Consider the following 24617-nt stretch of genomic DNA (forward strand, 5'->3'; position numbering starts at 1 on the left):
CTCCCCGGGCGAGACCGAATGACAGTCCAGAACCCTTACGCGAACCTGCCGGCCGAGCGCTACTGGCGCCGGGCGGTCGCCTCCGTGCCGCCCTTCATGCTCGATCCGACCCGCCGCGAAAGCTTCCGGCTGTCCAGGACGGAGCGCATCGCGACGGCCGGCAGCTGCTTCGCCCAGGAGGTCGCGCGGGTGATCCGCCGGGCCGGCTTCAACTTCTACGCCACCGAGACGCCGCCCGAGCGAGGCGACGGTGCCGATCCGGAGCTCGAGGCCAACTTCTCCGCCCGCTACGGCAACATCTACACGACGCGCCAGCTCATCCAGCTCTTCGACCGGGCCTTCGGGCATTTCCAGCCGCTCGCGACGGCGTGGCGGCGGGAGGACGGGCGCTTCGTCGATCCCTTCCGGCCCCGCATGGAGCCGGACGGTTACGCGAGCGAGGCGGAGGTGGTCGCGGCGCGGGACGGCCATCTCGCCTGCGTCCGGGCCATGTTCGAGACGCTCGACACCTTCATCTTCACGCTCGGCCTGACCGAGGGATGGCGGGATGCCCGGGACGGCGCCGCGTTCCAGATGCCGCCGGGCGTGGCGGGCGGGGAATGGGACCCCTCCATCCATGTCTGGGCCAATGCCGGCGTCGGCGAGATGACGGCCGACATGCTCGGCTTCGTCGACCGGCTGCGCGGCGTGAACCCCCGCGCCCGCATCATCCTCACGGTCTCGCCGGTGCCCATCGCGGCCACCTATTCGGACCGGCACGTGCTCGTCTCGAACGCCTATTCGAAATCGGCCCTGCGGGTCGTGGCGGACGAGGTCGTGGCGGCGCGCCCGGACACGTTCTACTTCCCGGCCTACGAGGTCGTGACCTCGCCCGCGACGGCGGGGCGCTATTACAGCGACAACCTCCGGGCCGTGACGGAGGCCGGCAAGCAGCACGTGATGCGGCTCTTCATGTCCCATCTGGAAGATGGGGCGGCCCTGCCCTCCGGCGCATTCGACGCCCGGTTCGAGAGCGAGCAGGTCGCGACCGTGATCTGCGACGAGGAGCTTCTCGACGGCTGAAGGGCGCCGATCCGCTCGTCCCTCCCTTCGGCCTTGCGGAAGGAGTTCCCGCCGGAGCCCTTTATGCTCTAGAGCAGGATGGTTGGTCCGGGCGGGGTCTATGCGACATTGGGGCGACCCGTCGGACAGGCGGGGCTACCATCACGGCAATCTGAAGGAAGCGCTGATCGATGCGGCGCGCCGCTTCATCGCGGAGCGCGGCCTCCTCGGCTTCACGCTGGTCGATGCCGCCAAGCTCGTGGGCGTCACGCCGGCCGCGCTCTATCGCCATTTCCGCGGGCGGGAGGACCTGGTCGCCGAGGTCGCGTTCCGGGGCTTCACCCAGCTCGCCGAGCGCCTCGCCCGGGCGCTGGCCGGGTCCGGCACGCCGCTGGAGCGCTTCACCCGCATGGGGGAGGCCTATCTCGACTTCGCCGAGAAGGAGCCCGGCTATTACGCGGCCATGTTCGCGGCCCGCTCCTCGGAGGAGGGTGCGCCGGGCGGCCAGGCCCCGCCGGACAGCGCCTTCGGCCTCCTGGTCGAGGCGCTGAAAAAGACCTTTCCGGACGGGTTCGGCACGGTCGATCCCCGCTTCGTCGCGCTGGAGGTCTGGGCGCTGTCGCACGGCATCGCCATGCTCGACGCCGCCGGCCAGCTGCCGCGCGGCCCGGGCCTGCCGGACAAGCACGACCTCCTCCGCGCCGGCGTCCTCGCCATCGTCCACGGGGCGACCGGGCCGAAGCGGTAGCGGGGTCTGATCCCTCCCTGCAGGGGAGGGTGGCCCGAGCGGAGCGGAGGGCCGGGTGGGGCTCCCTGCCTGGCCGCAACCCCACCCCGGTTCGCGCCTGCGGCGCGACTCGGCCCTCCCCTGGAGGGGAGGGATCGGGCGGCTCCTTCGTCAGCAGGCACGCGCCGTCCGTCCCCGGCCCGGGGTCTGGTCCAGCGGTGGTTCAAAGAGCGGTCCTGATCCTGTGAGGGAGCGGGATGCCGGTTCACCGGCCTTCGATTTGTAGAGCGCTATGTCGGGTGGGTGCTCAGGTCCCTCCCAGCATCCCGCGACGGTCTTTTCGGCCCCATGGGCACACGCCCGGTCAGCCGCCCGAATGCCCCGGTTACCGGAACCGCGACCTCGGGACCCGCCCTCCTCTCCGACAACGGTGCCCGGTGTCGACCGCCGTTCCCTCGCCGGAGACGAGTAACTGCCGTATAGGAATAAAAGCAAGAATTGTCAAGCCCCGCCTGGTCGTCGGTGGCGGGAGGTGCTGCGCGATCGTTTAGTGGGCCGAGCGGGTATCGCCTCGCGCACCGGTCCGGCGCGCGTCGCCACCGCATCGGGCGGAGATCCGTTCGCAGGACGCGGCTACATCGACCGGCCACCGCAGACAGCGAAGATCCAGAGTTCGTTCAACAAATTCAAGAGCGGCTGCAGCGCCCTCGCTACTCTCAGTCCGCCGACATCAGGGAGAACGCTTCCGGAAGAACGCTTGCGTAAGCTTGTCTGAGGACCCTACAAAGATGAAGGCGCCGATCGAAGCAAGGAGAACCATGGCGCGGCGCTGTTTCGGCCTTTCTCAATAAACACTTAAATTGGGAGGAAACATCGATGACGCGAGCGATCGGCTACGTGTTGCCTTGTGCGTTACTGGCTTTTCTCGGCATGTCGGGCGTGGCGCCGGCCCAAACGGCAGGCGGAACGCCTACCCTGACCAGCGCGACAATCCTCAAGGACCGGGATCAGGTCATCTGGGACATGGCCTTCCTGCCTGACGGCGCGATGTTCTTTACCGAAAGATGCGGTGGCCTTTCGCTGCGGCAGCCGTCCGGCACGATCGTCCCGCTGCTTGGGATCAAGGATTCCAAGGGCTATCCCCAGGTCGCTTCTGACCTGTTCTGCGGCGGACAGGCGGGCGTGGCCGGGGTCGCGATCGATCCCGATTTCGCCTCCAACCGGTTCATCTACGTCTACTCGGCCTCGAGCATGACTGCGCCCGGAACCAACCGCGTCCTGCGCCTGACGGTCAGTCCCGATCTCACCAGCGTCTCGAACCGGCAGGACATCGTCACCGACATCGCCTACAAGCCGCTCAAGAGCGACCATCCCTTCGGCGATCCTGGCGCGCATAACGGCGGCCGTCTCCGCTTCGGTCCGGCGGACGGGTTCCTGTATGTGACCACAGGGGACACGCACAACGGCGAGGTGCCGCAAAGCCCGACGCGCATCGGCGGCAAGGTGCTGCGCATCGACCGGGACGGCAAGGCTGCGCCCGGGAACAACCCGCCCCAGGGCTTCGATGCCCGCATCTTCACCTACGGACACCGCAACCCTCAGGGCATCTGCTTCCGGCCCGGGAACAATCAGCCCTTCACGTCGGAGAACGGGCCCTGGCACAGCGACGAGGTGACGGCCCTCGTGGCGGGCGGGAACGCGGGATGGGACCCTCGTCCCAACATGGCGGGGCGCGGCGACTGCCCGGACAAGTACTGCGGCTACTCGCCGAACCAGATGGGTGCCATGGACCCCAAAGAGCGTGCGGCTTTCATGCCGATGACGGATACGAAGACCTATCCCAATGCCATGAAGCCGGCCTGGAACAATGAGGGCCTTTCGCAAGGAACGATGGGGTGCACGTTCCTGAGCGGCGCTCAATGGAAGGACTGGAACGGCCGGATGGTCGTGACCCTGACGGGCATCGGCATCCACGGAACGCCGGTCGGCAACCGGCTCGACGTGCTCGACATCAGTCCCGATGGTTCGTCCGCCACCCGCACGACCGCGGCGCTCCCGATGCCGGCGGGCCGCTTCCGCTCGGCCGTGCAGGGCCCGGATGGGAGCCTGTACGTCTCGACCGACACGGGTGAACTCTATCAGCTCAAGGCCAACTGAAGCTGGCTGAAGCTCGGCCGCGCCGCCGGATTGGCGGCGCGGTCACAGGCCGACCTGGGCCCCTCGCGAGGGCCCCCACCGCTCACATCGGGACTTCTGCTGATGATCGACGCTCGTCATCTCGGCGCGACCGCGCTTGCCTTGCTTGTGTGCTCGCCGGCTTTCGCAAGCCCGGAGCTGGCCCGGAGCAAGAATTGCGTGGCGTGCCATCATGTGGAACGAAAAATGATCGGCCCAGCATACAAGCAGATCGCCGAGCGCTACGCCAAGGACGAGACTGCCCCCGGAACACTGAGCGAAAAGGTGATCAAAGGCGGCGCAGGTAATTGGGGCCAGACACCCATGCCGCCGCAGTCGAATGTATCGCCGGACGAAGCCGAAACGCTGGTGAAATGGATTCTGTCACAGCAATAGCCTGTCTCGAGCACATCGCGAGGCAACTCGGACGGCTGGAATGGACTAAACCGGCCCATCGAAGATTGTGAGACCTGACTCCGGCTCGGCCCCGGAAGCCGACCCAGACGGGCGGGCGTGAGAGGTCCGCAACGGGTCCCGAGAGATCATTCCAGCTTAGTCAGGGCCCCGGCTTGGACGGTTTCATGACCATCTCGAACCGGAACGCCTCTCCATCTCCGGGGAGGTCGTCCTGGCCTCCCGGGTGGCTGGTGTCCGGGTGATGCTTGTTGAAGAACTCGACGATCTTGAAGCCGCACTTGTTGACGTAGAAGTGGATGTTTCGCTTCTCGAAGTATGGGGTATGCGTCTGCCAGGTGATCGTCTCGGGAAATCGCCGCTCGATGGCGAGCCAAGCCTCGAGACCCAGGCCGCGACCGTGCTCCCCGACCTTGAGGAAAAATAGATCGAGCGAGTTGTGATGGGTCTTGCCGTCGATCGTCACGACCGCACCGCCAACCTTCCGGCCGTTGCACAGAACGCGCAGAACCACGGCCCCGGGTGCCTCGACCGCTCGATCCAAAACCTCGTCGGACGGAATCGGCCCGTCTGGCAGGTTTCCGAATTCATCGACGACAGCCAATGCGAAGGCGTCCTGCAGCTCCTTCTTGAAGGCTGCGATGTCGTCCGGGTGAGTGTTTTCGAGGGTCACCGCTTTGTTCGTCATGCGGCGCTTCTATGCCTCCAGGGCGGAGGAATTCAGGCGGCGCACCCGCTCGGGATCGGCAGCGGAAGTCATTCGTCCCGAGGTCTGCCCGGAACGCGGCGGAGGTTGAGCCGGAGATCACGTCTTGAACGTGGCGCGCTTCAGTCGCTGCAGGTGCGGCCTGGAGAGCGCCCGAGGGTCACGGCTGGGCCGAGCGACCACCGTTCTGGCCCGCGCCTCCGTCTACCGGCATGATCATGCACGGTGAGGTCTACGGTCGCAGAAAGGCCTGAAGCTCCTCAGGTATCACCTTGCCATCCTTGTTCGCATCGACCGCCTCGAAGATCCGCTTGTGGATGGCCGATACTTCTTCGAAGGACAGCGCGCCGTCAGCGTTGGTGTCCGCGATGGCGAACATGACCTTCATCATATGCCCGCCCCCCATCATGCCTGCGCCGTCCGACTGCCCCATACGGCTCATCATTCCGCACATCCCACCACCGGCCATGCTGCCCATCATGGCGGCTCCAGGCATGCCCTGCTGAGCAGAGGGTGGGTTTTGACCGGGTGTGCTCGGCATCCCACCGGTTTGCGCGATCGCGGTAACGGGGGTTGCGGCAATGATGGAAAGAGCGACCGCCGTGCCGGCAAATCGAGTCAAGGACATGAGCGCCTCCCTCAGGAAGAGTTGAGCCAAGGTCTGAGACCGTGCGGTGATGGCACGACGACACCATCAGCTCTCCGCTATCCTAGAGGTGAAACAAGGTGACGTTGTTGACCTCGCTCAATTCGTTCTGCTTCGGGATGTCTCCTCCGGGCCGCAAGCGGGCCCCGCGCGTCGCCGGCGCGACGGTGCCGCTCTCACTCGTGCGGCACCGCCATCTCGGGCGCTTGCCGGGTCGCAACGGCCAGCCCGAGGCCGCCCAGAATGAGGAGCACGCCTAGGGCGAAGAACAGGCCGAGGCGGTCGCCGAACATGAGCGAGGCGGCCAGGATGCCCACGACAGGCTGAAGATACTGGACGCTCGCCGCCACGCGGGCCGGCACGGTCCGCAGAAGGTGCAGCCAGAGGAACAGGCCGGCGACCGTCACCGCGACACCCAGATAGGCCCCGGCCCACAGCGCTTGAGCGGTGACGTGGAATGGCGTGTGGGACGCCTCCCAGGCCGCGAAGGGCAGCATGGCCAGGAAGCCGACGAGCGTGCTCCAGGCCGCCACCGTCGTGGTGCCGAACTCGTCGGTCAGCTCGACGCTCCAGACGTAATAGAAAGCGACCGCGACGGCCGAGAGCAGCAGCCAGACCGCCCCGCTCAGGCTGGTGCTGGCCGCCTGCGCGCCTTCGGGGCCGTTGCCGATCGCGACGAGCGCGATTCCGGCGAAGGCGGCGACCAATCCGACCTGCTGCCGCGCCGTCACGGCCTGCTTCAGGCGGAACGCAGCGAAGATCACGACGAAGACCGGGATCGTGGCCGAGATGATCGTGCCGGCCGACGCGGACGTGCCCTGCACGCCGAACGACTGCGCGACCTGGCCGACGCTGATACCGAGGATCCCGAGCGCCGCGACGCTGGGGAATGCGCGCCAGGGCAGCCGCTGCCGTCCGACGACGAGCAGGAACAGGAGGGGGACCGCGACCACGAAGCGGAGGGCCGTCAATGTGAGCGGCGGCATCGTCTCCAGCCCGAGCTTCGTCACCGGGATCGACAGGCCCCACATGACGGCGAGCAGGAGCATGGCGGCAACGCTCCGCGCGGACAGACCACCTGGAAGCCCGCCCATGCGGGTGGCTTCAACGCTCATCTCGATCCCTCGACCTGTCCTCGCGCCCCGATGCGACGGGGCGTGGAAAGTAGCGCAACTCGCCAAAGCCGCGATTTCTTTTCTGGGCGCGATTTCTCGGCTCTCGCACTATTCTCGGCTATGGCCAAGAAATCGCAGCGCCTCGAATCCATGCCCCGCTTTCGAAAGGAAAAGCCGGTCGTCGTGGGTGACCACCCGCTCGACGATCTGGACAGGCGCATTCTGCGGATCGTTCAGCAGGATGGCTTGATCCCGAACCAAGAGCTCGCGGACAGGATCGGCCTGTCGCCCCCGGCCTGCCTCAAGCGGGTGCGGCGCTTGCGGGAAGCAGGGGTCATCCAGCGCACCGTCGCGATCCTGTCTCCCGAAGCGCTCGGCTACCCCATGATGTCGGTGGTCCGGGTCAAGCTCGAACTGCCGACCGAAGCCGCCACGCGGGAGTTCGAGGAGCGCATGTCGAAGCTCCCGCGCGTCGTGCAATGCATGACCGTCGCGGGCGACTACGATTACGTCCTGCTCGTCCGCAGCCGCGATGTCGGGCACTACCAGGACTTCGCGCGTCGCGTTCTGGCGGCCGCTCCCGGCATTCGCTCCTACACCAGCGAGATCGTCCTGGCGGTCAGCAAGGCTACGACCGAACTCCCGATGGACGGGAGTTGAGAGATCGCGGCCCCGCCGAATGCCTGCCTGCCGGGGCGGGGGCGGTGCTCGCGCCTAGGGAGGCGAGCTATGCCGAGTTCCGGCAGCGTGACTTCGCTGCCGGCCTATGTGTTTTCAGTTACCGGACGGCATCGGCAGGCCGATCCCTTCCCTCTTGAGCTCCTCGCGGACCCACTGGAACTTCTGGTAGTTCGACAGCGTGATAGGGCCAGTGTAGCCCATGCCTTGGAGTTTGCGCGGCGGATAGTCGACGTAGGTTTGCATAAGCTTCTTCACCTCTTCCACCATGACGGGTGCTATCCAGGTGCTCTCGGTGAAGTTGTTCATGAAGACGTCATAGCGCTCCTGGGGGTCCTGCCACAGGTCGAAGATCTGCGGTGCAGTCGCCACATACTTCGCAGCGCCTTTCCAGCCCAGGTTAGTGTCAACGGCGAGGCCGCCGGTCGAAGCACCATCGTCGCCACGCAGGTTGAAGACGAACTTCCAGTGATGCCAGCGGAATGCGCCGGGGCTCAGTTCGTCCTCGGTGAAATAGTACCAGCTTTGGCGCGCCGATTTCCCCGTGTCGAACAGAACCGGCGACATGTCGTAGCTGTCGAACATCATGGGTTGGCCGTCCCGGTCCTTGTCCGGGAGCTTGGCGCCGCCGAGGGATGCAAAGGTGGCCATCAAGTCGAGGCCCCCGACGATATCGTAGTTCTTGGTGTTGGCCTTGATCCTCGGCCCCCAGGCCATGGCAGGAACGCGGTTGCCGCCCTCGCGGACGGTCCCCTTGGTGCCGCGGAACGGCGTGTAGCCCGCGTCAGGATACACGTCCTGCCAGGCGCCATTGTCCGTGGTCCAGAATACATAAGTGTTCTTGTCCAGACCCAAAGCACGAACCTTGTCCAAGACGCGTCCGATGCGCGCGTCGGCTTCGACAATCGAGTCCGCGTATTTGCTCTTGGATGGCGACTTGTGGACGAAATCGGGATGGGGCAGGTTCGGTTGATGCACCTTCATGAAGTTGATGCTCATGAAGAACGGCTGAGTGGATTGAGCGTTGCGGTCGAGATAGTCGAGCGCCGCCCGCTCGACATAAACATCGAGGAAGGGAATGCCGACGACGCCCTGCTGCGGCGTGTCGACGTATTCCCCGTTCACCTTGAATTCTTCGCGGACGGGCTCGCCCGCATTGCCGGAAAGCGCACCCTTCGTCACCCGCTGGAACATGGCCCGTAATTCGTCGGGCATGTCGGGAAACCACTTCGGATCCCCATAGGTGTAGGCATTGAGGTGGTAGAGAAACGCGTACTTCATCTCATCGTAGCCGTGCGCATTGGGTAGCGCGTAATCGGCTTCGCCGAGGTGCCACTTGCCTGTGAAGAAGGTCTTGTAGCCAGCCGTTTTCATGACCGAACCCAGCGTCCACTCCGCTGCCGGCAGGCCGCCACCCTCGCCCTGAAAGGCCACCGTGGTCATCCCGCTGCGGTTGGGAATGCGGCCCGTCTGCATCGCTGCCCGGCCCGGCGTGCAGCTCGGCTGGGCATAGAACGAAAAGAACGTCATGCCTTCATTCGCCAGACGGTCGAGGGTCGGGGTGGCCATTCCACGACCAGGGCCGCCCCCGTAAACGCCTGAATCGCCGTAGCCGAAATCGTCGGACACGATCATGATGATGTTGGGCTTGGACTGGGGCGCCTGCGCGACGGCCGGGAAAGCCGTTGCCGCCGAGATCAGGGAGGCGGCTCCAGCGAGTACAGCTCGATGCTTCATCATCGCATTCCTCCTGCCGCGGGGCGCGCCGACAGCCGACTTCGAGCGGGGCGTCCGGCGACCATGTGAAGGTCGTCGGCCGGCTGCTTGACGAAACGGGACTGCAACCCGGCCGATCGAGGGGGAGCGCGATGCCGAGCCTTCACGGGCCCGTCCAGCCCTCAGTCTCAGCGGACGATCTGACGGGCACGGATTGGAAGGGGACGGATCCCGCCGAAGTAGAACCGCGCTGTGAATTATACGCGTGCGCCTCCGATCCGTGACAAAGGTCGTAGCACATGGAGTGCCAGATCATGAGGAGGCACCAATCAGTCCCGGCTCGATCAGGACATCGTCATTCAGGTCGAGAACAGGCGGGCGCAGGAGCTTTTCGTCTGCTCCCGAGTATTGTCGCCCCCGCCGCCAACGACCGGGATGGGCGCAAACTGATCAAGCGGGTTCCGGGGCGCGAAGGTCCGCTTCGACCTTGATACCGTTGGAGAAGTCGGCTCGGAGCCGCTCATGAGGCCGACGCCGGACCTTGAGGGCCCTCCGTCCTTGTGCGCACGGAAGACTTCGCATTGCGCCAAGTGACTGCCTGGTTCGTCTCACTCGTCGCCCGCGGCTTTTTCGGGGACCGCCAAGCGGGCAAGCTCCTCGTCCGCGATATCCTCCATCGCACCCAAGAGCTTCAATGCGCGGGTGGGCTGCCCCACTCGCATCAGGAGGATCACTGTCTCGACATCGGGGCATCCCGGCTCGAAGCAGGCTATTTGACTGACCGTAACGACATCGCCGGCGCCGAGTTCGAGGATGCGCTCGATCCGGGCTTTGAGTTCGAAGCGGAGCGCCTCGTCACGAGGAGATTGCGCGCGCTTCTTGCTAAACCTGAACACGTCCGACCTCGCGCGCCTTCAGCTCGAAGCCCCTCAGAACTTCACGCTCATGAAGAGCCTCGCGCTGCGGCCTGGCAGCAGGACCTCGTCCTTCTTGAACGACGCCGAGTTGCGGATGTCGTCGTCGAGAAGGTTGTCGCCCCTGATGCCGAGCGTGAACTCGCTGATGCCGAAGACCGGGCGGTCCACCGGCTTCGTGTAGCTGAGTTCCGCCTTCAGGTTGGTCCAGCCCGGCGTGGCCGTCTCGTAGGGCGCGACCTGCGCCTGGTCGAAGGCATGCAGTACGCCGATGCGGGCGAACCAGCCCGCCTCGCGCCAGAACAGGCCGCCGCCGACCCGATGCGGCGGGATGCGCGGCACGTAGGTGCCATCGTCGAAGCGGGCCCGGACGAAGTCGTATTGCGCGTCGACCCCGATGAAGCCCGAACGGATCGGGATGATGTCCAGCTGCGCGCCGATCTCGGCGCCGTAGAAGGTCGCGTTTCGCTGCGCGTAGACGACCTGCTGCAGCTCGTCCTCGGACCCGCAGGTGTCGAAGGTGTCGCCGCAGCCGATGCCCGTCAGCTGCTTGTAGATGAAGCCGGTGTAGCGCGTGTAGTAGCCGGTCGCGTCGAACCGGAGCGGCCCCTGCGCACGGCGGATGCCGAGCTCGATCGAGCGGGCCCGTTCGAGCTTCATGTCCGGGTTGCCGATCTCGAAGGTCGCCGTCGCGTCATGGGCGCCGCGCGAGTAGAGCTCCGGGGCAGCCGGGGCGCGCTCGACATATTGACCGGTCAGGCTTGCCACGAACCCATCCGGCAGGTCCTGGAGCACGCCGAAGGCGGCGCTCAGCGGCGTGAAGCTGCGCCGGCGCTTCTGCGACAGCACGTCGTCGGGACCGAGCACCGGGTTTCCGTCCGCGTCGATCTCGCCGGTCCGCGAGAAGGTCGGCTGGAATCCAGCCGGGAACAGCGCCGGCGTCCCTCGCACGATCGCGTTCTCCAACCGGCCGGCGAGCTGGAACCGCGTTCCCTGCCCGAGGTCGAGTTCCTCGAACAGGTAGCCCGCATAGGAGTGGGTGTTCGTCGGAAGGAGCAGCCCGCCAGCCTCCCCGGAGGTGCGGATGCGGGCGTTGCTCGCCTGGAACCCGGCCGCGCCCGTGATCGTGCCGATGGCGGTAAAGATGGGGACGTGCTGGAGCTCGACCCGGGCCTCCGCCTCGCGGTTCCGGAAGGTTGCGCGGACGCCGTCCACGCCCTCCTCGTCCAACCCGCTTTCGTTGTGCTTGTAGTTCGACACGCCGAGCGAGAACCGGAGCGCCGCGAACGGACCGCCGTCGAAGCGGTACTCGCCTCGTGCGACGACCCTGTCCTGCGTCGGATCGAGCCGCGTGCGCGAAGCGGCCGCCTCGCCGCCCGGCACCTGGTAGATCGCATCGTAATGCTCGTAGGCGAGCCCGATGAAGCCGTTCGGGCCGATGAACGAATAGCCGACCGATCCGCCCTGGGTCCGGCTCGCCGAGTTGAACTGGCGGCCCTGGGGCGTCCGGTAATCGTCCGACTTCGTATAGAACCCGTCCGCGTGGACGGCGCCCCCGATGCCGTTCTGGCCCAGCGCTCCGGCGTCCACCGTCACGGCCCCGAGGCCGCCATTGTCGACGCTCGAGTAGCCGGACAGGACCTGGCCCGTGACGCTGCCCTGGGGGACGAAGCTCGGGATGCGGTTGTTCTCCGCCGAGACCACACCGCCTATGGCTTGGCTGCCATAGCGCAGGGTCGCGGGGCCCCGGATCACCTCGACACGGTCCTGAACGAGCGGGCTGATCGGAACCGCGTGATCCTCGCCGAGCGCCGAGACGTCGTGCGCGCCGATCCCGTTCTCCTGGATCCGTACGCGGAAGTTGTCCTGGCCGCGGATGATCGGCCGGTTCGCGGCGCCGGGCGCATAGGTCGTGCCCGAGATGCCAGGACGCTCAAAGAGCGTATCGCCCAGCGTCCGCGGCTGCTCCCGCACGATCTCGCTCCGCTGAATCACCGTCACGGGCGAAAACGTGTTCGTCACGACCGGCAGGATGCCTGCCGGAAACTCGCCTCCTGACCCTGGTTGCTGCGTTTCCGGCCGGGTCAGGATCGGCGACGGCGAGGTCACCACGATGGCGGGCAGGGTGGTGGTTTGCGCCACGGCATCCCGGATCGGCTGAAGCGGGATGGCGAGAGCGGTCGTACCGAGCAGAGCGACAGCGCGTGGGATCATCAAAGAGGCGTCCATGAGCGAAATGGTACGTTATACAGTTACATTGATTGCACAAGCCTCTTCCCGCCTCACCCTCGGAGTGGAAGTCGTTCGTCCTAAGGTCCGCCACGGCAAACAAGACCGCGATCAAACGCGCGCTTTCCCGCGCCCGAGGGTCACGGCTGGGCCGAGCGATCGCCTTCTCGGCCGGGGCGTTCGTCAACCGTCTCAGCCGAGATCGGCCGACCGGGCGATCTCCTGCCGCAACTGGTCGACCTTCGCGCCGGCCCATTGCCGGGCGTCATCGCCGAATACGAGCCGCGATGGCGCCTCGCCCTGTGAGGCAAGCGCCACGATCCGCGCCGCGAGCAGCTTCGGATCGCCCGGCTGGTTGCCGTTGGCCCCGTCCACGAAGGCGCGATACTGCGCCATCGCCTCGGCATAATCCGGGATGTCGATGCTGCCGAAGCTCGCCGATTTCGCGTCCATGAAGTCGGTGCGCAGCATCCCCGGCTCGACGAGCAGCGAGCGGATTCCCAAGGGGGCCAGCTCCTGCGCAAAGCCCTCCATCCATCCCTCGACGGCGAATTTCGAGGCCGAGTAGACCGCCCCGCCGCCGCTGGAGACCAGCCCGCTGACGGACGAGATGGTGACGACGAGGCCCGAGCGACGCCGACGCATGTGGGGGACGACCGCGCGCGCGACGTTCATCGTGCCGAACAGGTTGACCTCGAACTGGCGCCGCACCGCGGCATCCGTGAAGGTCTCGAAGAAGCCGAGTTCGGCATAGCCGGCATTGTTGACGAGCACGTCGATCGCGCCGAACCGCTCGACCGTCTCGGCGGCGACCGCATTCGCGGCTTCGGCGTCGGTGATATCGAGCGCGAGGGCGTGGAGGCGATCCTGTTCGCCCCCGCAGGCATCGCGTACCGCGTCGGCGGACCGCGCCGCCGCCACGACCGTCGCGCCCGCATCGAGCGCCCTGAGCGCGATCTCGCGTCCAAGCCCCCGGCTTGCGCCCGTCACCAGCCAAACCTTGCCCATCGCCTGCTCCTCGCGCCATCCGCGGCCAGGGGCTAGGTAGTCCTGCTAATTGATCGGGATAATCGCCTAATCAGTTATAGGCCTCAGTAGCGGGGATCATCGATGCGTCCGGATCAGCTCGGCGATCTTGCCGTCTTCGCGGCGATCGCTTCCGAACGCAGCTTCACGCGTGCCGCGAGGCGGCTCGGAGTCACGCAGTCGGCGTTGAGCCAGACCATGAAGCGGCTGGAAGGCCAGCTGGGCTTCCGGCTCCTCTCCCGCACGACGCGCAGCGTCGCCCCGACGGCCGCCGGCGAGCGCCTGCTCGCCACCCTCTCGCCAGCCCTGGCCACGCTGGGCGACGAGATCGCGGCGCTGTCCCAGGCGCGCGGGGCAGCGATCGGCGCCGTCCGGATCACGACGGGCAAGCACGCCGCCGACACGCTGCTGTGGCCGATGCTCCCCTCCTTCATGCGCCGCCATCCCGGCATCGACGTGGAGGTGTCCGTGGAGGGCGGAATGACCGACGTCGTGGCGGGCCGCTTCGATGCGGGCATCCGGCTCGGCGAACGGCTGGAGAAGGACATGATCGCGCTGCCGGTCGGGCCTCCGCTCCGCGTCGCCGTGGTGGCGGCTCCCGGCTATCTGGGCGGACATCCGGTGCCGACGGCGCCTGCCGATCTCACGCATCATCGCTGCATCGCCTACGGCGACGCGCATGGCGACCTGTCGCCCTGGTCGTTCGAGCGCGACGGCCATGCCGTGACGGTCAAGCCAGGCCGCGGGCCGGTGTTCAACGACGGCGACCTGCTGGTGGCCGCCGCCCTCGAGGGTTTTGGCATCCTCTACATCCTGGAGGATCTGGTGGCGGCGCCGATCGCCGATGGCCGCCTCACCCGCCTGCTGGAGCCGTGGTGCGAGCCGTTCGCCGGCTACCACGTATATTACCCCGATCGCCGGGGCACGGCGGCCTTCGACCTGTTCAAGGAGGCGCTTCTGGCAAGCAGGCCCGCATGAGGGTTTCGTTTCGCGAACGCGATCCCGATTGGGGGGCTGAGAAGGGGCGGCGAGCGGCGTCACGCCGATCCGCTGCGACGCGCAGGCGCGACCGCGTTGCCGCAGTCTGGCACCTTGCAAAAGCCCAGGGCCATGCGCATGTAAATGTAGTTGACATTCACATCGGGAGATTTCCATGTCGTGTGCCAAGTCCTCCGGCTGGAATGCCGGTGAGGCCGCCGCCCAGGCTCCATCGCGTTCGTGCTCGTCGCGCCGACCGCTGGAGATCATCGGGGTCGTGTTCCTGTTCCTCTACTTCTGGCCCCTGGCCGTGACCTACCTGGTCTGGAAGTTCATGGGCTACCCGGTCCCGCACGAGCTGCGCCGGGCCGTGGAGGAGAACGTCCTGAACCCGATGCGCAACATGCGCTGGGGTGCGCCGACGGGCTTCGCGGGCACGGGCAACCTCGCCTTCGACGAGTACCGCCGCTCCGAGCTCGAGCGCCTCGAGCGCGAGCGCCGCAAGCTCGACGACGAGGCCCGCGAGTTCCGCGACTTCGTCGAGGAGCTGAAGCGCGCCAAGGATCGCGAGGAGTTCGACGCCTATATGGCGCGGCGCCGGAATTCCGGCCCGACGGTCGCGTAAGCAACCACCGGACGACAGGGCCGGGCGGCATCCGCCCGGCCTTTTTTGTTATCGGACCGCGAAGGGCGTCGGATAGGGACGCCCGAAGGGCACGCCCGCCGTGACGGTCTGCACGGGCTTGAGTACCTGCGTGCCGCTCCGCTTGTTGCCGCGGGTGTCGACGAACTCGACCGGGCCCTCGGCCATCTCCACGATCGAGATGTCGGCGGGCGCACCCACCTGCAGGGTGCCGAGCTTCGGGTCGCGCCCGATCACCCGCGCGGGCACCTCCGTCGCCATCGCGACCACGCGCTCCAGCGGCACGCCCTTGGCCAGGAACTTGCTCATCACCCAGGGCAGGAACGGCATGCCCGGCGTATTCCCCGACACGGCATGGAGATCGGACGAGATCACGTCCGGCGGGCAGCCCTGCTCGGTCGCGGCCTCCAGCACCGTGAAGTCGAAGCTGCCGCCGCCATGGCCGACATCGAAGACGACGCCCCGCTGCTTCGCGGCGAGCGCGGCGGGGAGGAGCTTCCCGTCCTGGACGATGTTCGTGAAGGCGCCCGCGAGGTTCGGCGCGCCCGAATAGGCGTGGGTCAGGATGTCTCCCGGCCGTAGCGTATCGAGGATCTGGCTCATCAGGGCCGGGGTCTCCACCCCGCCGATATGCGCCATCACCTTGGCGGGCCGGCCGGACATCTCGCAGGCCTGGATGGCGCGCCGCAGCGGCTCGATTCCGTGCTTGGCGATGACGTTCTCGGACATCCGCACCTTGGCGCCGAGCACGAAGTCCGGGTTCTCGGCGATCGCCTTCGCGCAGGCCTGAACCTGGGCGAAGTCGATGTTGTAGAGCTCGGGGACCGGGAAGGCCGCAAGGCCCATATTGGCGATGTGCACGAAGGCGTACATGCGCGTGCGGGTCTGGGCTGCGACGTGCCGGGCGAGCGCCGCGATGTTGTTCGCGCCCGCATCCCCGGCGGAGACCACGGTCGTCACGCCCGTCAGGGCGACCGATTCGTCCGCCGGAAGGCCGATCGCGGAGCCGTAGGGGTAGACGTGGGCATGGAGGTCGATGAGGCCCGGCAGGACCAGGCGGCCGCCGGCATCGATGCTCTGGATCGCCTGTGCCGCAGGGATCTCCGCCTCGATCGCCTCGATCCGGCCGAACCGGATGCCGATGTCGCGCCGCGCCCTGAGCGACTGGCTCGGGTCCAGCACCTCGCCGCCGCGCAGCACGAGGTCGAACTTGTCGTTCGGGCCCATGGCGGCGCCCGCAGGGCGCCCGCCCAAGCCCACCGCCAGCGCAGCCGCTCCCGCCCCGCAGAGCAGGTCCCGCCTCGAGACATCTCCCATCGCGTTCCTCCGGTGGCCTCTCGGGTGCTGTCCCCGCACCCCTGTCGGGCCGACCGGATGATTGCACCCGTCGGGAACGCGGTCGAGCCGGGGCTTTCCCGGACGGCCGGCTTCAGGCTGACCGCCATGCGCCCGTCACATTTGACGCCTTCCCCGCTTCGGCGATAAATCGCCTCCTCTCGGCGGGCCCAAGGTCCCCCCGGTCAAGGGTCGCTCATGTCCGAAATCGCGGGTCCCGCGACGCGTCATCCCACAATCGGTGTTCGGGTCGGCTCCGTCATGGTGGGCGGCGGCGCTCCGATCGTCGTGCAGTCGATGACGAACACCGACACGGCGGATGTCGATTCCACCGTCGCCCAGGTTTCGGCGCTGGCGCGCGCCGGGTCGGAAATCGTCCGCATCACGGTCGACCGGGACGAGGCCGCGGCCGGCGTCCCGAAGATTCGCGAGCGGCTCGATCGCCTCGGCATCAACGTGCCGCTGGTCGGCGACTTCCACTATATCGGGCACAAGCTGCTGGCCGACCATCCGGCCTGCGCCGAGGCGCTGGCGAAGTACCGGATCAATCCCGGCAATGTCGGCTTCAAGGAGAAGAAGGACCGGCAGTTCGGCGCCATCATCGAGCTCGCCGCCAAGCACGGCAAGGCGGTGCGGATCGGCGCGAACTGGGGCTCGCTCGACCAGGAGCTGCTGACGCATCTCATGGACGAGAACGCGAAGCTGCCGAACCCGGTCGATGCGCGCGCGATCACCCGCGAGGCGCTGATCCAGTCGGCGCTCATCTCGGCCGCCCGGGCCGAGGAGATGGGGCTTCCGCGCGACCGCATCATCCTGTCCGCCAAGGTCTCGAACGTGCAGGACCTGATCGCCTGCTACCAGGACCTCGCGCGGCGCTCGAACTACGCCATCCATCTCGGCCTCACCGAGGCCGGCATGGGGTCGAAGGGCATCGTCGCCTCCTCGGCGGCGCTCGGCATCCTCCTGCAGCAGGGTATCGGCGACACGATCCGCGTCTCGCTCACGCCCGAGCCGGGCGGCGACCGCACGCTCGAGGTGAAGGTCGCGCAGGAGATCCTGCAGACCATGGGCTTCCGCACCTTCGTGCCGCTCGTGGCGGCCTGCCCGGGCTGCGGCCGCACCACCTCCACGGTGTTCCAGGAACTTGCGCGCGACATCCAGGACTGGATCCAGGTCTCGATGCCGGACTGGAAGCGCACCTATCCGGGCGTCGAGAACCTGAACGTCGCCGTGATGGGCTGCATCGTGAACGGGCCGGGCGAATCGAAGCATGCCGATATCGGCATCTCCCTCCCCGGAACGGGCGAGAGCCCGGCTGCTCCCGTCTTCATCGACGGCAAGAAGGCCATGACGCTCCGCGGCGCCGGCATCGCCGGCGAGTTCAAGACCCTCGTGGCGGACTACATCGAGCGGCGCTACGGTACGCCGGCCAGAGACGCGGCCGAATAACCGGGCACTCCCGTCGGGAACATCCCCATGCGTCCGAGTCTTGTGGTGAGGCCCGGCCGTGAAGCCCGCCTCGGGCTTCGCGCGCGGGCAAGCGGCATGCGCGCGCCCGGTGGGCGGGCGGCGTCGCGCAGGGCCGGTCGGGGCTGACGATGGCGCAGGAGGCGACGGTCGCGAACGGCCATCCGGATTCTCCCGCACCGCCCGAGAGCGCCCTCCCGGGGGCGCACGGCAAGGCGGGCTTCTGGACGCTGGCGCTGGGCTCGGTCGGGGTCGTCTATGGCGACATCGGCACGAGCCCGCTCTACGCCTTCCGCGAGGCGCTGCGGACCGCGAATTCGGACGGGATCATCACGCCCGTCGAGGTCTATGGCGTCGTCTCGCTGATCATCTGGACGCTCACCCTGATCGTGACGATCAAGTACGTCACGATCGTGCTCCGGATGGACAATAACGGCGAGGGCGGCACGCTTTCGCTGATGGCCCTCGCCCGGAAGGCGACGGGCGGCAGCTTCATCGTGCTCTGCCTCGGCGTGATCGGCGCGGCCCTGTTCTATGGCGACGCCATCATCACGCCGGCGATCTCGGTCCTCTCGGCCGTGGAGGGCCTGAAGCTCGTCACCCCCACCTTCGAGCCCTACATCCTGCCGATCACCATCGCGATCCTGGTCGCGATGTTTCTCGTCCAGAGCCATGGCACCGCGCGGGTCGCGAGCTTCTTCGGCCCCGTCATGGTGCTGTTCTTCCTGACGATCGCGGCCGCGGCGCTGCCGCATATCGCGGTCGAGCCGAAGATCGTCCACGCCTTCAACCCCTATTACGCCATCGAGTACCTGGTGGAGCACGGGCACGGGGCGCTGATCGCGCTCGGGGCCGTGTTCCTGGCGGTGACGGGCGCGGAGGCGCTCTTCGCCGATCTCGGCCATTTCGGCCGCAAGCCCATCCAGCGGGCCTGGCTCTTCCTCGTCTTCCCCTGCCTCGCCCTCAACTATCTCGGCCAGGGCGCGCTGGTGCTGCATGACGGCGACGCGGCGTCCGATCCCTTCTTCAAGCTCGTGCCCGAATGGGGGCTGCTGCCGCTCGTCATCCTGGCCACCTGCGCCACCGTGATCGCCGGGCAGGCCAACATCACGGGCGCCTATTCGCTCTCGCGCCAGGCGGTGCAGCTCGGCCTCCTGCCGCGGCTGGAGATCCGCCACACCTCCGAGGCGCATTCGGGCCAGATCTACCTGCCGCAGATCAACTCGCTGCTGCTCGTGGGCGTGCTGATCCTCGTCCTCAGCTTCCGCTCCTCCACGTCGCTCGCCAACGCTTACGGGGTGGCCGTGACGGGCACGATGCTGATCACCGGCACGCTCGCCTTCATCGTGGCGCGGCAGGTCTGGGGCTGGTCGACCTGGAAGGCCGTGCTCGTCATCGTGCCCTTCCTGGTCATCGAGCTGACCTTCCTGGGCGCGAACCTCCTGAAGGTGCTGGACGGCGGCTACGTGCCCCTGCTCCTGGCGGCCTTCCTGGTGCTCCTCATGGCGACCTGGATGAAGGGCACCCGCATCCTGTTCGAGAAGACACGCAAGACGGACGTGCCCCTCGTCGAACTCGTCGGCATGCTGGAGCGGAGCCCGCCGCACCGCGTGAAGGGCACGGCGGTCTTCCTGACGAGCGACCCCGCGACGGCGCCCTCCGCCCTCCTGCACAACCTCAAGCACAACAAGGTCCTGCACGAGCGCAACGTGGTGCTCACGATCCGCTCGATGGACACGCCCCGCGTGCCGATCGAGGAGCGCATCACGCTCGAGCCGCTGGGCGACGGGTTCTGGCGCGTGCAGATGATGTTCGGGTACATGGAAACGCCCAACATCCCACGCAGCATGGCTCTTCTGCGCAAGCTCGGCTTCAAGTTCGACATCATGGGAACGTCGTTCTTCCTGTCGCGGCGCTCGATCCGCCCGGCCCTGCGCTCGTCGATGCCGCTCTGGCAGGACAAGCTGTTCATCGCGCTGGCGCGCAGCGCGTCCGACGCGACCGACTTCTTCCAGATCCCGACCGGCCGCGTCGTCGAGGTCGGCACGCAGGTCACCGTCTGATCGCGCGGGGCGGAGAGGGGGGCCGATGAGGCGGCTGATCCGTCTCGTCGTGCTGCTCCTGCTGGCCTACCCGGCGCTGGTCCTGCTGCTGGCGCTGCTCTACCTCGCCGTGCCGCCCGTCTCGACCCTGATGCTGGGCCGCTGGCTCACCGGCGAGAGCGTCGACCGGACCTATGTCCCGCTCTCGGCGATCTCGCGTCAGCTGCCCGCGGCCGTGATCGCGTCGGAGGATGCACGCTTCTGCCAGCACGGCGGCGTCGATTGGGGGGCGCTGCACCAGGTGATCACGGATGACGACGGCCCGAGCCGCGGCGCCTCGACCATCTCCATGCAGGTCGCCAAGAACCTCTTCCTCTGGCCGTCGCGCTCCTATGTCCGGAAGGCGGTCGAGATCCCGCTCGCGCTCGTGCTCGACCTCGTCTGGTCCAAGCGGCGCATGATCGAGATCTATCTCAACATCGCCGAATGGGGCGAGGGGACCTTCGGGGCGGAGGCGGCTGCCCGGCGCCACTTCAACAAATCCGCCCGCGACCTGACCCGCCGGGAGGCGGCGCTCCTGGCCGCGAGCCTCCCGAACCCGCTCGTGCGCAATCCCGGCCGGCCCTCGGTGCGGCTTCGCGCCCTCGCGGGCCGCGTCCAGGCCAGGATGGACGGGACCCCGCTCGACTGCCTGGGCTAGTTGGCGAAGGAGGGGCTAGCCAGGTCGCCATCGCGACGGTATAAGCCCGGCAAACCTCGACGAGATGTTGCACGCCTCCTGCCTGCGCGGGGGCGTTTGCGTTTGGAGACAAGCACGTGGCCGTTCCGAAGCGAAAGACGTCGCCGATGAAGCGCGGTATGCGCCGCTCGGCGGATGCCCTCAAGGCGCCGACCTATGTCGAGGACAAGGATTCGGGCGAGCTGCGCCGTCCGCACCACGTCGACCTGAAGACCGGCATGTATGGCGGCCGTCAGGTTCTGAACGTCAAGTCCGACGATTGAGACGGCTCGCGCGGCCCCACAGGAGCCGCGCGACGCGCCTTTTCAGATGACGCGGTCGAGCCGTGCCGGCTCGGCTCCCGGAAGGCGTGAATAGGCTGCGCTCGCGGCCTCGGGCTCGGCGTTGCGCGCCTGGCGATAGGCCGGGAGGCGGCGCTCGCAGGCGATGAGCTGGGCGAGAAAGACGGCTTCGGGCCTCTCCGCCGCGGGATTGGGACGCCTGGGCCCGACGACGGCCAGGGCCCGGCCCTGAGGGGTGGACGTGACGGGCTCGGCTTTGTGCTGGTCCGTCATGGGACGCTCTCCGACTGCCACCCTCTTTAAGCAACCGTTCTGCCAAGTTTTACGAGACCTTAACGGGGCAGACCGCATCGTTTCGGCACGTTTTCCACGCCGAACGAACCCCGATTCGTCCGATTCGTTCCGGACTCGAGGACCTCGACCGGCCTGACCCCAGGACCGTGCGATGCCGGGCTTCTCCCCGCAGAGAGACAATGGCCCGCCGGATCCGCGGGGGATCCTGACCTCCATCGGGGTCGCCGTCTATGACTGGGACATCCGCGGCGACCGGCTTTCCTGGGCTCCGAACGCCGCCGAGGTGATCGGCCTGAAGGATCTCGCCGCCCTGGGGAGCGGCCGGGCTTACGCCAATGTCCTCGAGCCGGGATCCGGCACCACCCGCAGCGACGCGATCCTGGGCAGCCAGGCGCGCGACGAAGGCTCCGGCGTTCCCTACTCCACCCGCTATGCCATCCGGCCGACGCCGGACCGCCTGATCCTCGTGGAGGATACCGGCCGCTGGTATGCGGGCGCCGACGGGCAGCCCGCGATCGCCCACGGGATGCTGCGGATCTCGCCCGGCGACGCCGCGGGGCAGACGCATGAGGGGCCGGGCCAGCGCGAGCGGACCGCCTTCCTGCGCCAGATCGCGAGCGAGGTCGCGGAGGCTGGCCGGTCCAAGCGGCCCCTGACCCTGTTCGCCATCGCGATCGAGAACCTGCAGAGCCTCAACGACGAGCTCGGTTTCGACGGAGCCGACCGGGTCGTCGGGGAGGTCCTGTCGCGCATGCGGGTCGTCATGCGCCGCCGCGACGGCTTCACCCGCTATTCCGGCAACCGCTTCGCCCTCGCCTTGCGCGCGTGCCCGCCGGAGCAGGCGGGCATCGCCGCGGAGAGGCTGTCGCAGGCGGTGGCCTCCATCCCGATCGAGACCGGGAGCGGGCCCGTGACGGTCAGGCTCCTGATCGGGGCCGCGACGGCACCGGACCACGCGCTCGATCCGGCAGGGCTGCTGCGCCGCGCCGAGCAGAGCCTCGCCGTGGCCAAGCGCCGCAACGGCGCGGGCTTCGTCCATTACGATCCCGAGATCTTCCGCGCGACCGAGCGCCCGGTCGGCAGCCAGGGGGCGGTCGACGTGATCGGCCTCCTCAACGCCCGCCGCATCGTCTTCGCACGGCAGCCCGTCGTGGAGGCCGCCAGCCGCAAGGTCGCCTTCAGCGAGGCGCTCCTGCGCGTGTCAGGGGAGGGCGGCCGGATCGTCTCGGCGGCCGATGTGGTGCCGGCCATGGAGCGGAGCGGCCTCGTGCCGCTCGTCGACATGCGCATCCTCGAACTCGCGACGGAGCAGCTCGCGCTCCACCCCGAGGAGCGGCTCTCGATCAACGTCTCGCCCCTGACGCTGGAGAGCCCCGACTGGCTCGCGACGCTGGCGGCCCATCTCGGCCGGCGGTCGGACATCGCGTCGCGCCTCATCGTGGAGGTGACGGAGACGCTCGCGATCCGCGATCCCGAGATGGCGCGGCGGAAGCTCGACGCCATGAAGGCGCTGGGCGTCTCGATCGCGATCGACGATTTCGGCGCGGGCCACACGTCCTTCCGGCATCTGCGCAACTTCCCGGTCGACATCGTGAAGCTCGACGGGGCGTTCATCCAGAATCTCGCCCGGTCCACCAACGACCGCTTCTTCGTCCAGACCCTGATCGATCTCGCCCATCATCTCGGGCTCTCGACGGTCGCCGAATGGGTCGAGGACGAGGAGACGGCCCAGCTTCTGACCCGCTGGGGCGTCGACTTCCTCCAGGGAGATTGCTGCGGCACCCCGCGCCTCCTCGAGGAACCCCTCCACAAGGCCGCCAAGGTGGCCTGATTCAGCCCGCTAATCCAAGCGGACGGGGGAAGTCGTCTCGGCGATACTTGCCGACGGGACACGAATTCAGATTTTTCTGTCGGTGGTTACCGAATTCTTAAGTCGAGCGCGTGGCGGTTAACCTTCCGTTAACTGCGATCCGGTGTGGTCGGGCTTAATTCGCCCGAAAGGAATCGCCATGCGCTCCGAATCGACAGCCCGCCAGGAAAGACAGGACGAGCTCGGGGACCTCGCCCGACAGATCGCCTCGCAGCTGAAGAACGATCCGAGCGGGCCCGAGAACATCCTGAGGCCGAATTTCCACCGCACGCCGGTGCCGCGGCCCGACCAGGTGGCCGCCATCAACGCCATCATGAAGGCGAGCGAGTCGATGATCGCCCGGCGCGAGCAGGTGCAGATCGCCGAGCGCCGGGCCCAGGATGCCGAGGACAAGGTCGAGGCCCTGAAGCGCCACCTGATCGACACGGAGGACCGTCTCTCCGCCGCGCTCGATCAGCTCGACCGCGAGCGCCGCCGCAACGAGGAGCTCGAGCGCCGCTCGGCCGAGATGCTCGACCGTACGCAGGCCATGCTCAGCGACGCCAGCGAGCGGCTCACGGCTTCCGAGAAGCGCGCCTCGCTCGCCGAGGAATACCTCGTCACGCTGCAGACGATGATCCGGGAGCGCCTGGAGGCGTGATGCCGCGGACGGCTCCGGGAGCCGCCGGGCCTAGTGCTGCGGCTTCGCGGCTTCGAAGGCCGCGAGCTGCTCCGGGCGGGCCTCCGTCTGGTAGCGCGCCTTCCACTCCTCGTAGGGCATGCCGTAGACGGCAAGGCGCATGTCCTCCTTCGAGAGGCCGAGGCCGCGCTCGTCGGCTGCGTCCTTCAGCCAGTTCGACAGGCAGTTGCGGCAGAACCCCGCGAGGTTCATGAGGTCGAGGTTCTGCACGTCCGTGCGGTTCCTCAGATGCGAGACGAGCCGGCGGAAGGCGGCCGCCTCGAGTTCGGTGCGTGTCGTGTCGTCGAGTTCGGTCATGTTCGGTTCCAACCCCGTTGCGGCCGGCCGGACGCTGTCCGTCGCCGAAGCGCCACGGGATCGCCCCATTCGGCCGCTCAGCATCGGATCTCGTCCCGTCGCTCTCTCCTCCCCAGATATGCCACCACCCCGCCGCTTCCGCATCCCGCTCGCCCTGCTTTCGGCCGCCGCGGTCGTTTGCGCCGCGGTCGCCGGGGCGAGCCCCGCCCGCGCGGATCTCCGCCTGTGCAACATCACCGACAGCCGGGTGGGCGTCTCGCTCGGCTATCGCGATGCCGGGGGCTGGGTGACGGAAGGCTGGTGGAACCTGGCGGCCCGCGGCTGCGAGACCCTGCTCCGGGGCGACCTCGCGGCGCGCTACTACTACATCTATGCGGTCGACTACGATCGCGGCGGCGACTGGAGCGGCCGCTCGCTGATGTGCACGCGCGATCGCGAGTTCACGATCCGCGGCGTGGAGGATTGCCTCGCCCGCGGCTTCGACCGGTCAAGCTTCTTCGAGATCGATACGGGCGAACAGCGGAGCTGGACGGTGCAGCTGACCGACCCCGGCAGGGCCGCGCCGGCTGCCCCGACCGCCACCACGCCCCGCTGACTTCGCGCGG

Annotated in this window: 24 protein-coding genes; 14 read left to right on the forward strand and 10 right to left on the reverse strand. The window is 67.7% G+C overall.

Annotated elements, in window-relative coordinates; translation table 11 throughout:
• Positions 1-18: 18 nt before the first annotated feature.
• The 4 genes from ACO2SS_RS23530 to ACO2SS_RS23545 all read left to right on the forward strand — a co-directional run bounded on the left by ACO2SS_RS23530 (position 19) and on the right by ACO2SS_RS23545 (position 4339).
• On the forward strand, positions 19-1062 hold the full coding sequence (locus tag ACO2SS_RS23530; RefSeq protein ID WP_423280282.1) for a GSCFA domain-containing protein: 1044 nt from the start codon (positions 19-21) through the stop codon (positions 1060-1062).
• A 100-nt stretch (positions 1063-1162) separates the two neighbouring features.
• On the forward strand, positions 1163-1789 hold the full coding sequence (locus tag ACO2SS_RS23535; protein ID WP_423280283.1) for a TetR/AcrR family transcriptional regulator: 627 nt from the start codon (positions 1163-1165) through the stop codon (positions 1787-1789).
• 855 nt (positions 1790-2644) lie between these two features.
• Positions 2645-3925, forward strand: a complete 1281-nt coding sequence (locus ACO2SS_RS23540) for a PQQ-dependent sugar dehydrogenase (protein ID WP_423280284.1) — start codon at positions 2645-2647, stop codon at positions 3923-3925.
• A gap of 102 nt (positions 3926-4027) precedes the next feature.
• The gene (locus tag ACO2SS_RS23545; RefSeq protein ID WP_423280285.1) at positions 4028-4339 is read left to right on the forward strand and encodes a c-type cytochrome; all 312 of its coding nucleotides are present in this window, start codon (positions 4028-4030) and stop codon (positions 4337-4339) included.
• A 160-nt stretch (positions 4340-4499) separates the two neighbouring features.
• Here the strand turns inward: ACO2SS_RS23545 and ACO2SS_RS23550 are convergent, their stop codons facing one another.
• The 3 genes from ACO2SS_RS23550 to ACO2SS_RS23560 all read right to left on the reverse strand — a co-directional run bounded on the left by ACO2SS_RS23550 (position 4500) and on the right by ACO2SS_RS23560 (position 6824).
• A complete protein-coding gene (locus tag ACO2SS_RS23550) occupies positions 4500-5045 on the reverse strand; it encodes a GNAT family N-acetyltransferase (RefSeq protein WP_423280286.1) in 546 nt (181 codons plus the stop codon).
• A 250-nt stretch (positions 5046-5295) separates the two neighbouring features.
• Positions 5296-5691, reverse strand: coding sequence for an EF-hand domain-containing protein (locus ACO2SS_RS23555; RefSeq protein WP_423280287.1), 396 nt, complete (start codon positions 5689-5691; stop codon positions 5296-5298).
• A gap of 194 nt (positions 5692-5885) precedes the next feature.
• On the reverse strand, positions 5886-6824 hold the full coding sequence (locus tag ACO2SS_RS23560; protein ID WP_423280288.1) for a DMT family transporter: 939 nt from the start codon (positions 6822-6824) through the stop codon (positions 5886-5888).
• Between the two features lie 150 nt (positions 6825-6974).
• Here ACO2SS_RS23560 and ACO2SS_RS23565 point away from each other — a divergent pair, with 150 nt between their 5' ends.
• Entirely contained in the window at positions 6975-7484 is a 510-nt protein-coding gene (locus ACO2SS_RS23565; RefSeq protein WP_423280289.1) for an Lrp/AsnC family transcriptional regulator, read from the forward strand.
• 114 nt (positions 7485-7598) lie between these two features.
• Here ACO2SS_RS23565 and ACO2SS_RS23570 read toward each other — a convergent pair whose 3' ends face one another.
• The 4 genes from ACO2SS_RS23570 to ACO2SS_RS23585 form a co-directional block, all read right to left on the reverse strand.
• The gene (locus ACO2SS_RS23570; protein ID WP_423280290.1) at positions 7599-9242 is read right to left on the reverse strand and encodes an arylsulfatase; all 1644 of its coding nucleotides are present in this window, start codon (positions 9240-9242) and stop codon (positions 7599-7601) included.
• A 584-nt stretch (positions 9243-9826) separates the two neighbouring features.
• On the reverse strand, positions 9827-10114 hold the full coding sequence (locus ACO2SS_RS23575) for a hypothetical protein (RefSeq protein WP_423280291.1): 288 nt from the start codon (positions 10112-10114) through the stop codon (positions 9827-9829).
• Between the two features lie 33 nt (positions 10115-10147).
• Positions 10148-12346: a TonB-dependent receptor gene (locus tag ACO2SS_RS23580; RefSeq protein WP_423280292.1), complete on the reverse strand. Its 2199-nt coding sequence runs from the start codon at positions 12344-12346 to the stop codon at positions 10148-10150.
• Positions 12347-12553: 207 nt separating this feature from the next.
• Positions 12554-13369 (reverse strand): SDR family NAD(P)-dependent oxidoreductase, encoded by an 816-nt coding sequence (locus ACO2SS_RS23585; RefSeq protein ID WP_423280293.1) that lies wholly within the window; start codon positions 13367-13369, stop codon positions 12554-12556.
• A 102-nt stretch (positions 13370-13471) separates the two neighbouring features.
• On the opposite strand from ACO2SS_RS23585, the gene ACO2SS_RS23590 reads away from it, so the two are divergent.
• Both ACO2SS_RS23590 and ACO2SS_RS23595 read left to right on the forward strand, forming a co-directional pair.
• The gene (locus tag ACO2SS_RS23590) at positions 13472-14365 is read left to right on the forward strand and encodes a LysR family transcriptional regulator (RefSeq protein WP_423280294.1); all 894 of its coding nucleotides are present in this window, start codon (positions 13472-13474) and stop codon (positions 14363-14365) included.
• 175 nt (positions 14366-14540) lie between these two features.
• On the forward strand, positions 14541-14990 hold the full coding sequence (locus ACO2SS_RS23595; RefSeq protein WP_423280295.1) for a DUF2852 domain-containing protein: 450 nt from the start codon (positions 14541-14543) through the stop codon (positions 14988-14990).
• A gap of 48 nt (positions 14991-15038) precedes the next feature.
• Here ACO2SS_RS23595 and ACO2SS_RS23600 read toward each other — a convergent pair whose 3' ends face one another.
• Positions 15039-16325, reverse strand: a complete 1287-nt coding sequence (locus ACO2SS_RS23600) for an amidohydrolase family protein (RefSeq protein WP_423280296.1) — start codon at positions 16323-16325, stop codon at positions 15039-15041.
• A 216-nt stretch (positions 16326-16541) separates the two neighbouring features.
• Between ACO2SS_RS23600 and ispG the strand changes: the two genes are divergently transcribed.
• The 4 genes from ispG to rpmF all read left to right on the forward strand — a co-directional run bounded on the left by ispG (position 16542) and on the right by rpmF (position 20854).
• Entirely contained in the window at positions 16542-17792 is a 1251-nt protein-coding gene (gene ispG, locus ACO2SS_RS23605; protein ID WP_423280297.1) for a flavodoxin-dependent (E)-4-hydroxy-3-methylbut-2-enyl-diphosphate synthase, read from the forward strand.
• 149 nt (positions 17793-17941) lie between these two features.
• Positions 17942-19873: a potassium transporter Kup gene (locus ACO2SS_RS23610; protein ID WP_423280298.1), complete on the forward strand. Its 1932-nt coding sequence runs from the start codon at positions 17942-17944 to the stop codon at positions 19871-19873.
• Between the two features lie 25 nt (positions 19874-19898).
• A complete protein-coding gene (gene mtgA, locus ACO2SS_RS23615) occupies positions 19899-20552 on the forward strand; it encodes a monofunctional biosynthetic peptidoglycan transglycosylase (protein WP_423280299.1) in 654 nt (217 codons plus the stop codon).
• 116 nt (positions 20553-20668) lie between these two features.
• A complete protein-coding gene (rpmF, locus tag ACO2SS_RS23620) occupies positions 20669-20854 on the forward strand; it encodes a 50S ribosomal protein L32 (protein WP_423280300.1) in 186 nt (61 codons plus the stop codon).
• 42 nt (positions 20855-20896) lie between these two features.
• Here rpmF and ACO2SS_RS23625 read toward each other — a convergent pair whose 3' ends face one another.
• Complete coding sequence (locus ACO2SS_RS23625; protein ID WP_423280301.1) at positions 20897-21145, reverse strand: hypothetical protein; 249 nt, start codon at positions 21143-21145, stop codon at positions 20897-20899.
• A 172-nt stretch (positions 21146-21317) separates the two neighbouring features.
• Between ACO2SS_RS23625 and ACO2SS_RS23630 the strand changes: the two genes are divergently transcribed.
• Together ACO2SS_RS23630 and ACO2SS_RS23635 are read left to right on the forward strand one after the other, a co-directional pair.
• Positions 21318-22997: an EAL domain-containing protein gene (locus ACO2SS_RS23630; RefSeq protein ID WP_423280302.1), complete on the forward strand. Its 1680-nt coding sequence runs from the start codon at positions 21318-21320 to the stop codon at positions 22995-22997.
• A 178-nt stretch (positions 22998-23175) separates the two neighbouring features.
• Complete coding sequence (locus ACO2SS_RS23635) at positions 23176-23676, forward strand: hypothetical protein (protein ID WP_423280303.1); 501 nt, start codon at positions 23176-23178, stop codon at positions 23674-23676.
• A 30-nt stretch (positions 23677-23706) separates the two neighbouring features.
• Here the strand turns inward: ACO2SS_RS23635 and ACO2SS_RS23640 are convergent, their stop codons facing one another.
• Entirely contained in the window at positions 23707-24012 is a 306-nt protein-coding gene (locus tag ACO2SS_RS23640; protein WP_423280304.1) for a DUF1244 domain-containing protein, read from the reverse strand.
• A gap of 118 nt (positions 24013-24130) precedes the next feature.
• Here ACO2SS_RS23640 and ACO2SS_RS23645 point away from each other — a divergent pair, with 118 nt between their 5' ends.
• Complete coding sequence (locus ACO2SS_RS23645) at positions 24131-24607, forward strand: DUF1036 domain-containing protein (RefSeq protein WP_423280339.1); 477 nt, start codon at positions 24131-24133, stop codon at positions 24605-24607.
• The last annotated feature ends 10 nt before the right edge of the window (positions 24608-24617 follow it).

It is taken from the genome of Enterovirga sp. CN4-39 (assembly GCF_049446235.1).
Taxonomy (GTDB): Bacteria; Pseudomonadota; Alphaproteobacteria; order Rhizobiales; family Beijerinckiaceae; genus Enterovirga.

What these genes read in the sequence shown, in the direction of transcription:
- ACO2SS_RS23530 (WP_423280282.1), top strand. Translation starts at nt 19, where the DNA reads ATGACAGTCCAGAACCCTTACGCGAACCTGCCGGCCGAGCGCTACTGG.
- ACO2SS_RS23535 (WP_423280283.1), top strand. Translation starts at nt 1,163, where the DNA reads ATGCGACATTGGGGCGACCCGTCGGACAGGCGGGGCTACCATCACGGC.
- ACO2SS_RS23540 (WP_423280284.1), top strand. Translation starts at nt 2,645, where the DNA reads ATGACGCGAGCGATCGGCTACGTGTTGCCTTGTGCGTTACTGGCTTTT.
- ACO2SS_RS23545 (WP_423280285.1), top strand. Translation starts at nt 4,028, where the DNA reads ATGATCGACGCTCGTCATCTCGGCGCGACCGCGCTTGCCTTGCTTGTG.
- ACO2SS_RS23550 (WP_423280286.1), bottom strand. Translation starts at nt 5,045, where the DNA reads ATGACGAACAAAGCGGTGACCCTCGAAAACACTCACCCGGACGACATC.
- ACO2SS_RS23555 (WP_423280287.1), bottom strand. Translation starts at nt 5,691, where the DNA reads ATGTCCTTGACTCGATTTGCCGGCACGGCGGTCGCTCTTTCCATCATT.
- ACO2SS_RS23560 (WP_423280288.1), bottom strand. Translation starts at nt 6,824, where the DNA reads ATGAGCGTTGAAGCCACCCGCATGGGCGGGCTTCCAGGTGGTCTGTCC.
- ACO2SS_RS23565 (WP_423280289.1), top strand. Translation starts at nt 6,975, where the DNA reads ATGCCCCGCTTTCGAAAGGAAAAGCCGGTCGTCGTGGGTGACCACCCG.
- ACO2SS_RS23570 (WP_423280290.1), bottom strand. Translation starts at nt 9,242, where the DNA reads ATGATGAAGCATCGAGCTGTACTCGCTGGAGCCGCCTCCCTGATCTCG.
- ACO2SS_RS23580 (WP_423280292.1), bottom strand. Translation starts at nt 12,346, where the DNA reads ATGATCCCACGCGCTGTCGCTCTGCTCGGTACGACCGCTCTCGCCATC.
- ACO2SS_RS23585 (WP_423280293.1), bottom strand. Translation starts at nt 13,369, where the DNA reads ATGGGCAAGGTTTGGCTGGTGACGGGCGCAAGCCGGGGGCTTGGACGC.
- ACO2SS_RS23590 (WP_423280294.1), top strand. Translation starts at nt 13,472, where the DNA reads ATGCGTCCGGATCAGCTCGGCGATCTTGCCGTCTTCGCGGCGATCGCT.
- ACO2SS_RS23595 (WP_423280295.1), top strand. Translation starts at nt 14,541, where the DNA reads ATGTCGTGTGCCAAGTCCTCCGGCTGGAATGCCGGTGAGGCCGCCGCC.
- ACO2SS_RS23600 (WP_423280296.1), bottom strand. Translation starts at nt 16,325, where the DNA reads ATGGGAGATGTCTCGAGGCGGGACCTGCTCTGCGGGGCGGGAGCGGCT.
- ispG (WP_423280297.1), top strand. Translation starts at nt 16,542, where the DNA reads ATGTCCGAAATCGCGGGTCCCGCGACGCGTCATCCCACAATCGGTGTT.
- ACO2SS_RS23610 (WP_423280298.1), top strand. Translation starts at nt 17,942, where the DNA reads ATGGCGCAGGAGGCGACGGTCGCGAACGGCCATCCGGATTCTCCCGCA.
- mtgA (WP_423280299.1), top strand. Translation starts at nt 19,899, where the DNA reads ATGAGGCGGCTGATCCGTCTCGTCGTGCTGCTCCTGCTGGCCTACCCG.
- ACO2SS_RS23625 (WP_423280301.1), bottom strand. Translation starts at nt 21,145, where the DNA reads ATGACGGACCAGCACAAAGCCGAGCCCGTCACGTCCACCCCTCAGGGC.
- ACO2SS_RS23630 (WP_423280302.1), top strand. Translation starts at nt 21,318, where the DNA reads ATGCCGGGCTTCTCCCCGCAGAGAGACAATGGCCCGCCGGATCCGCGG.
- ACO2SS_RS23635 (WP_423280303.1), top strand. Translation starts at nt 23,176, where the DNA reads ATGCGCTCCGAATCGACAGCCCGCCAGGAAAGACAGGACGAGCTCGGG.
- ACO2SS_RS23640 (WP_423280304.1), bottom strand. Translation starts at nt 24,012, where the DNA reads ATGACCGAACTCGACGACACGACACGCACCGAACTCGAGGCGGCCGCC.
- ACO2SS_RS23645 (WP_423280339.1), top strand. Translation starts at nt 24,131, where the DNA reads ATGCCACCACCCCGCCGCTTCCGCATCCCGCTCGCCCTGCTTTCGGCC.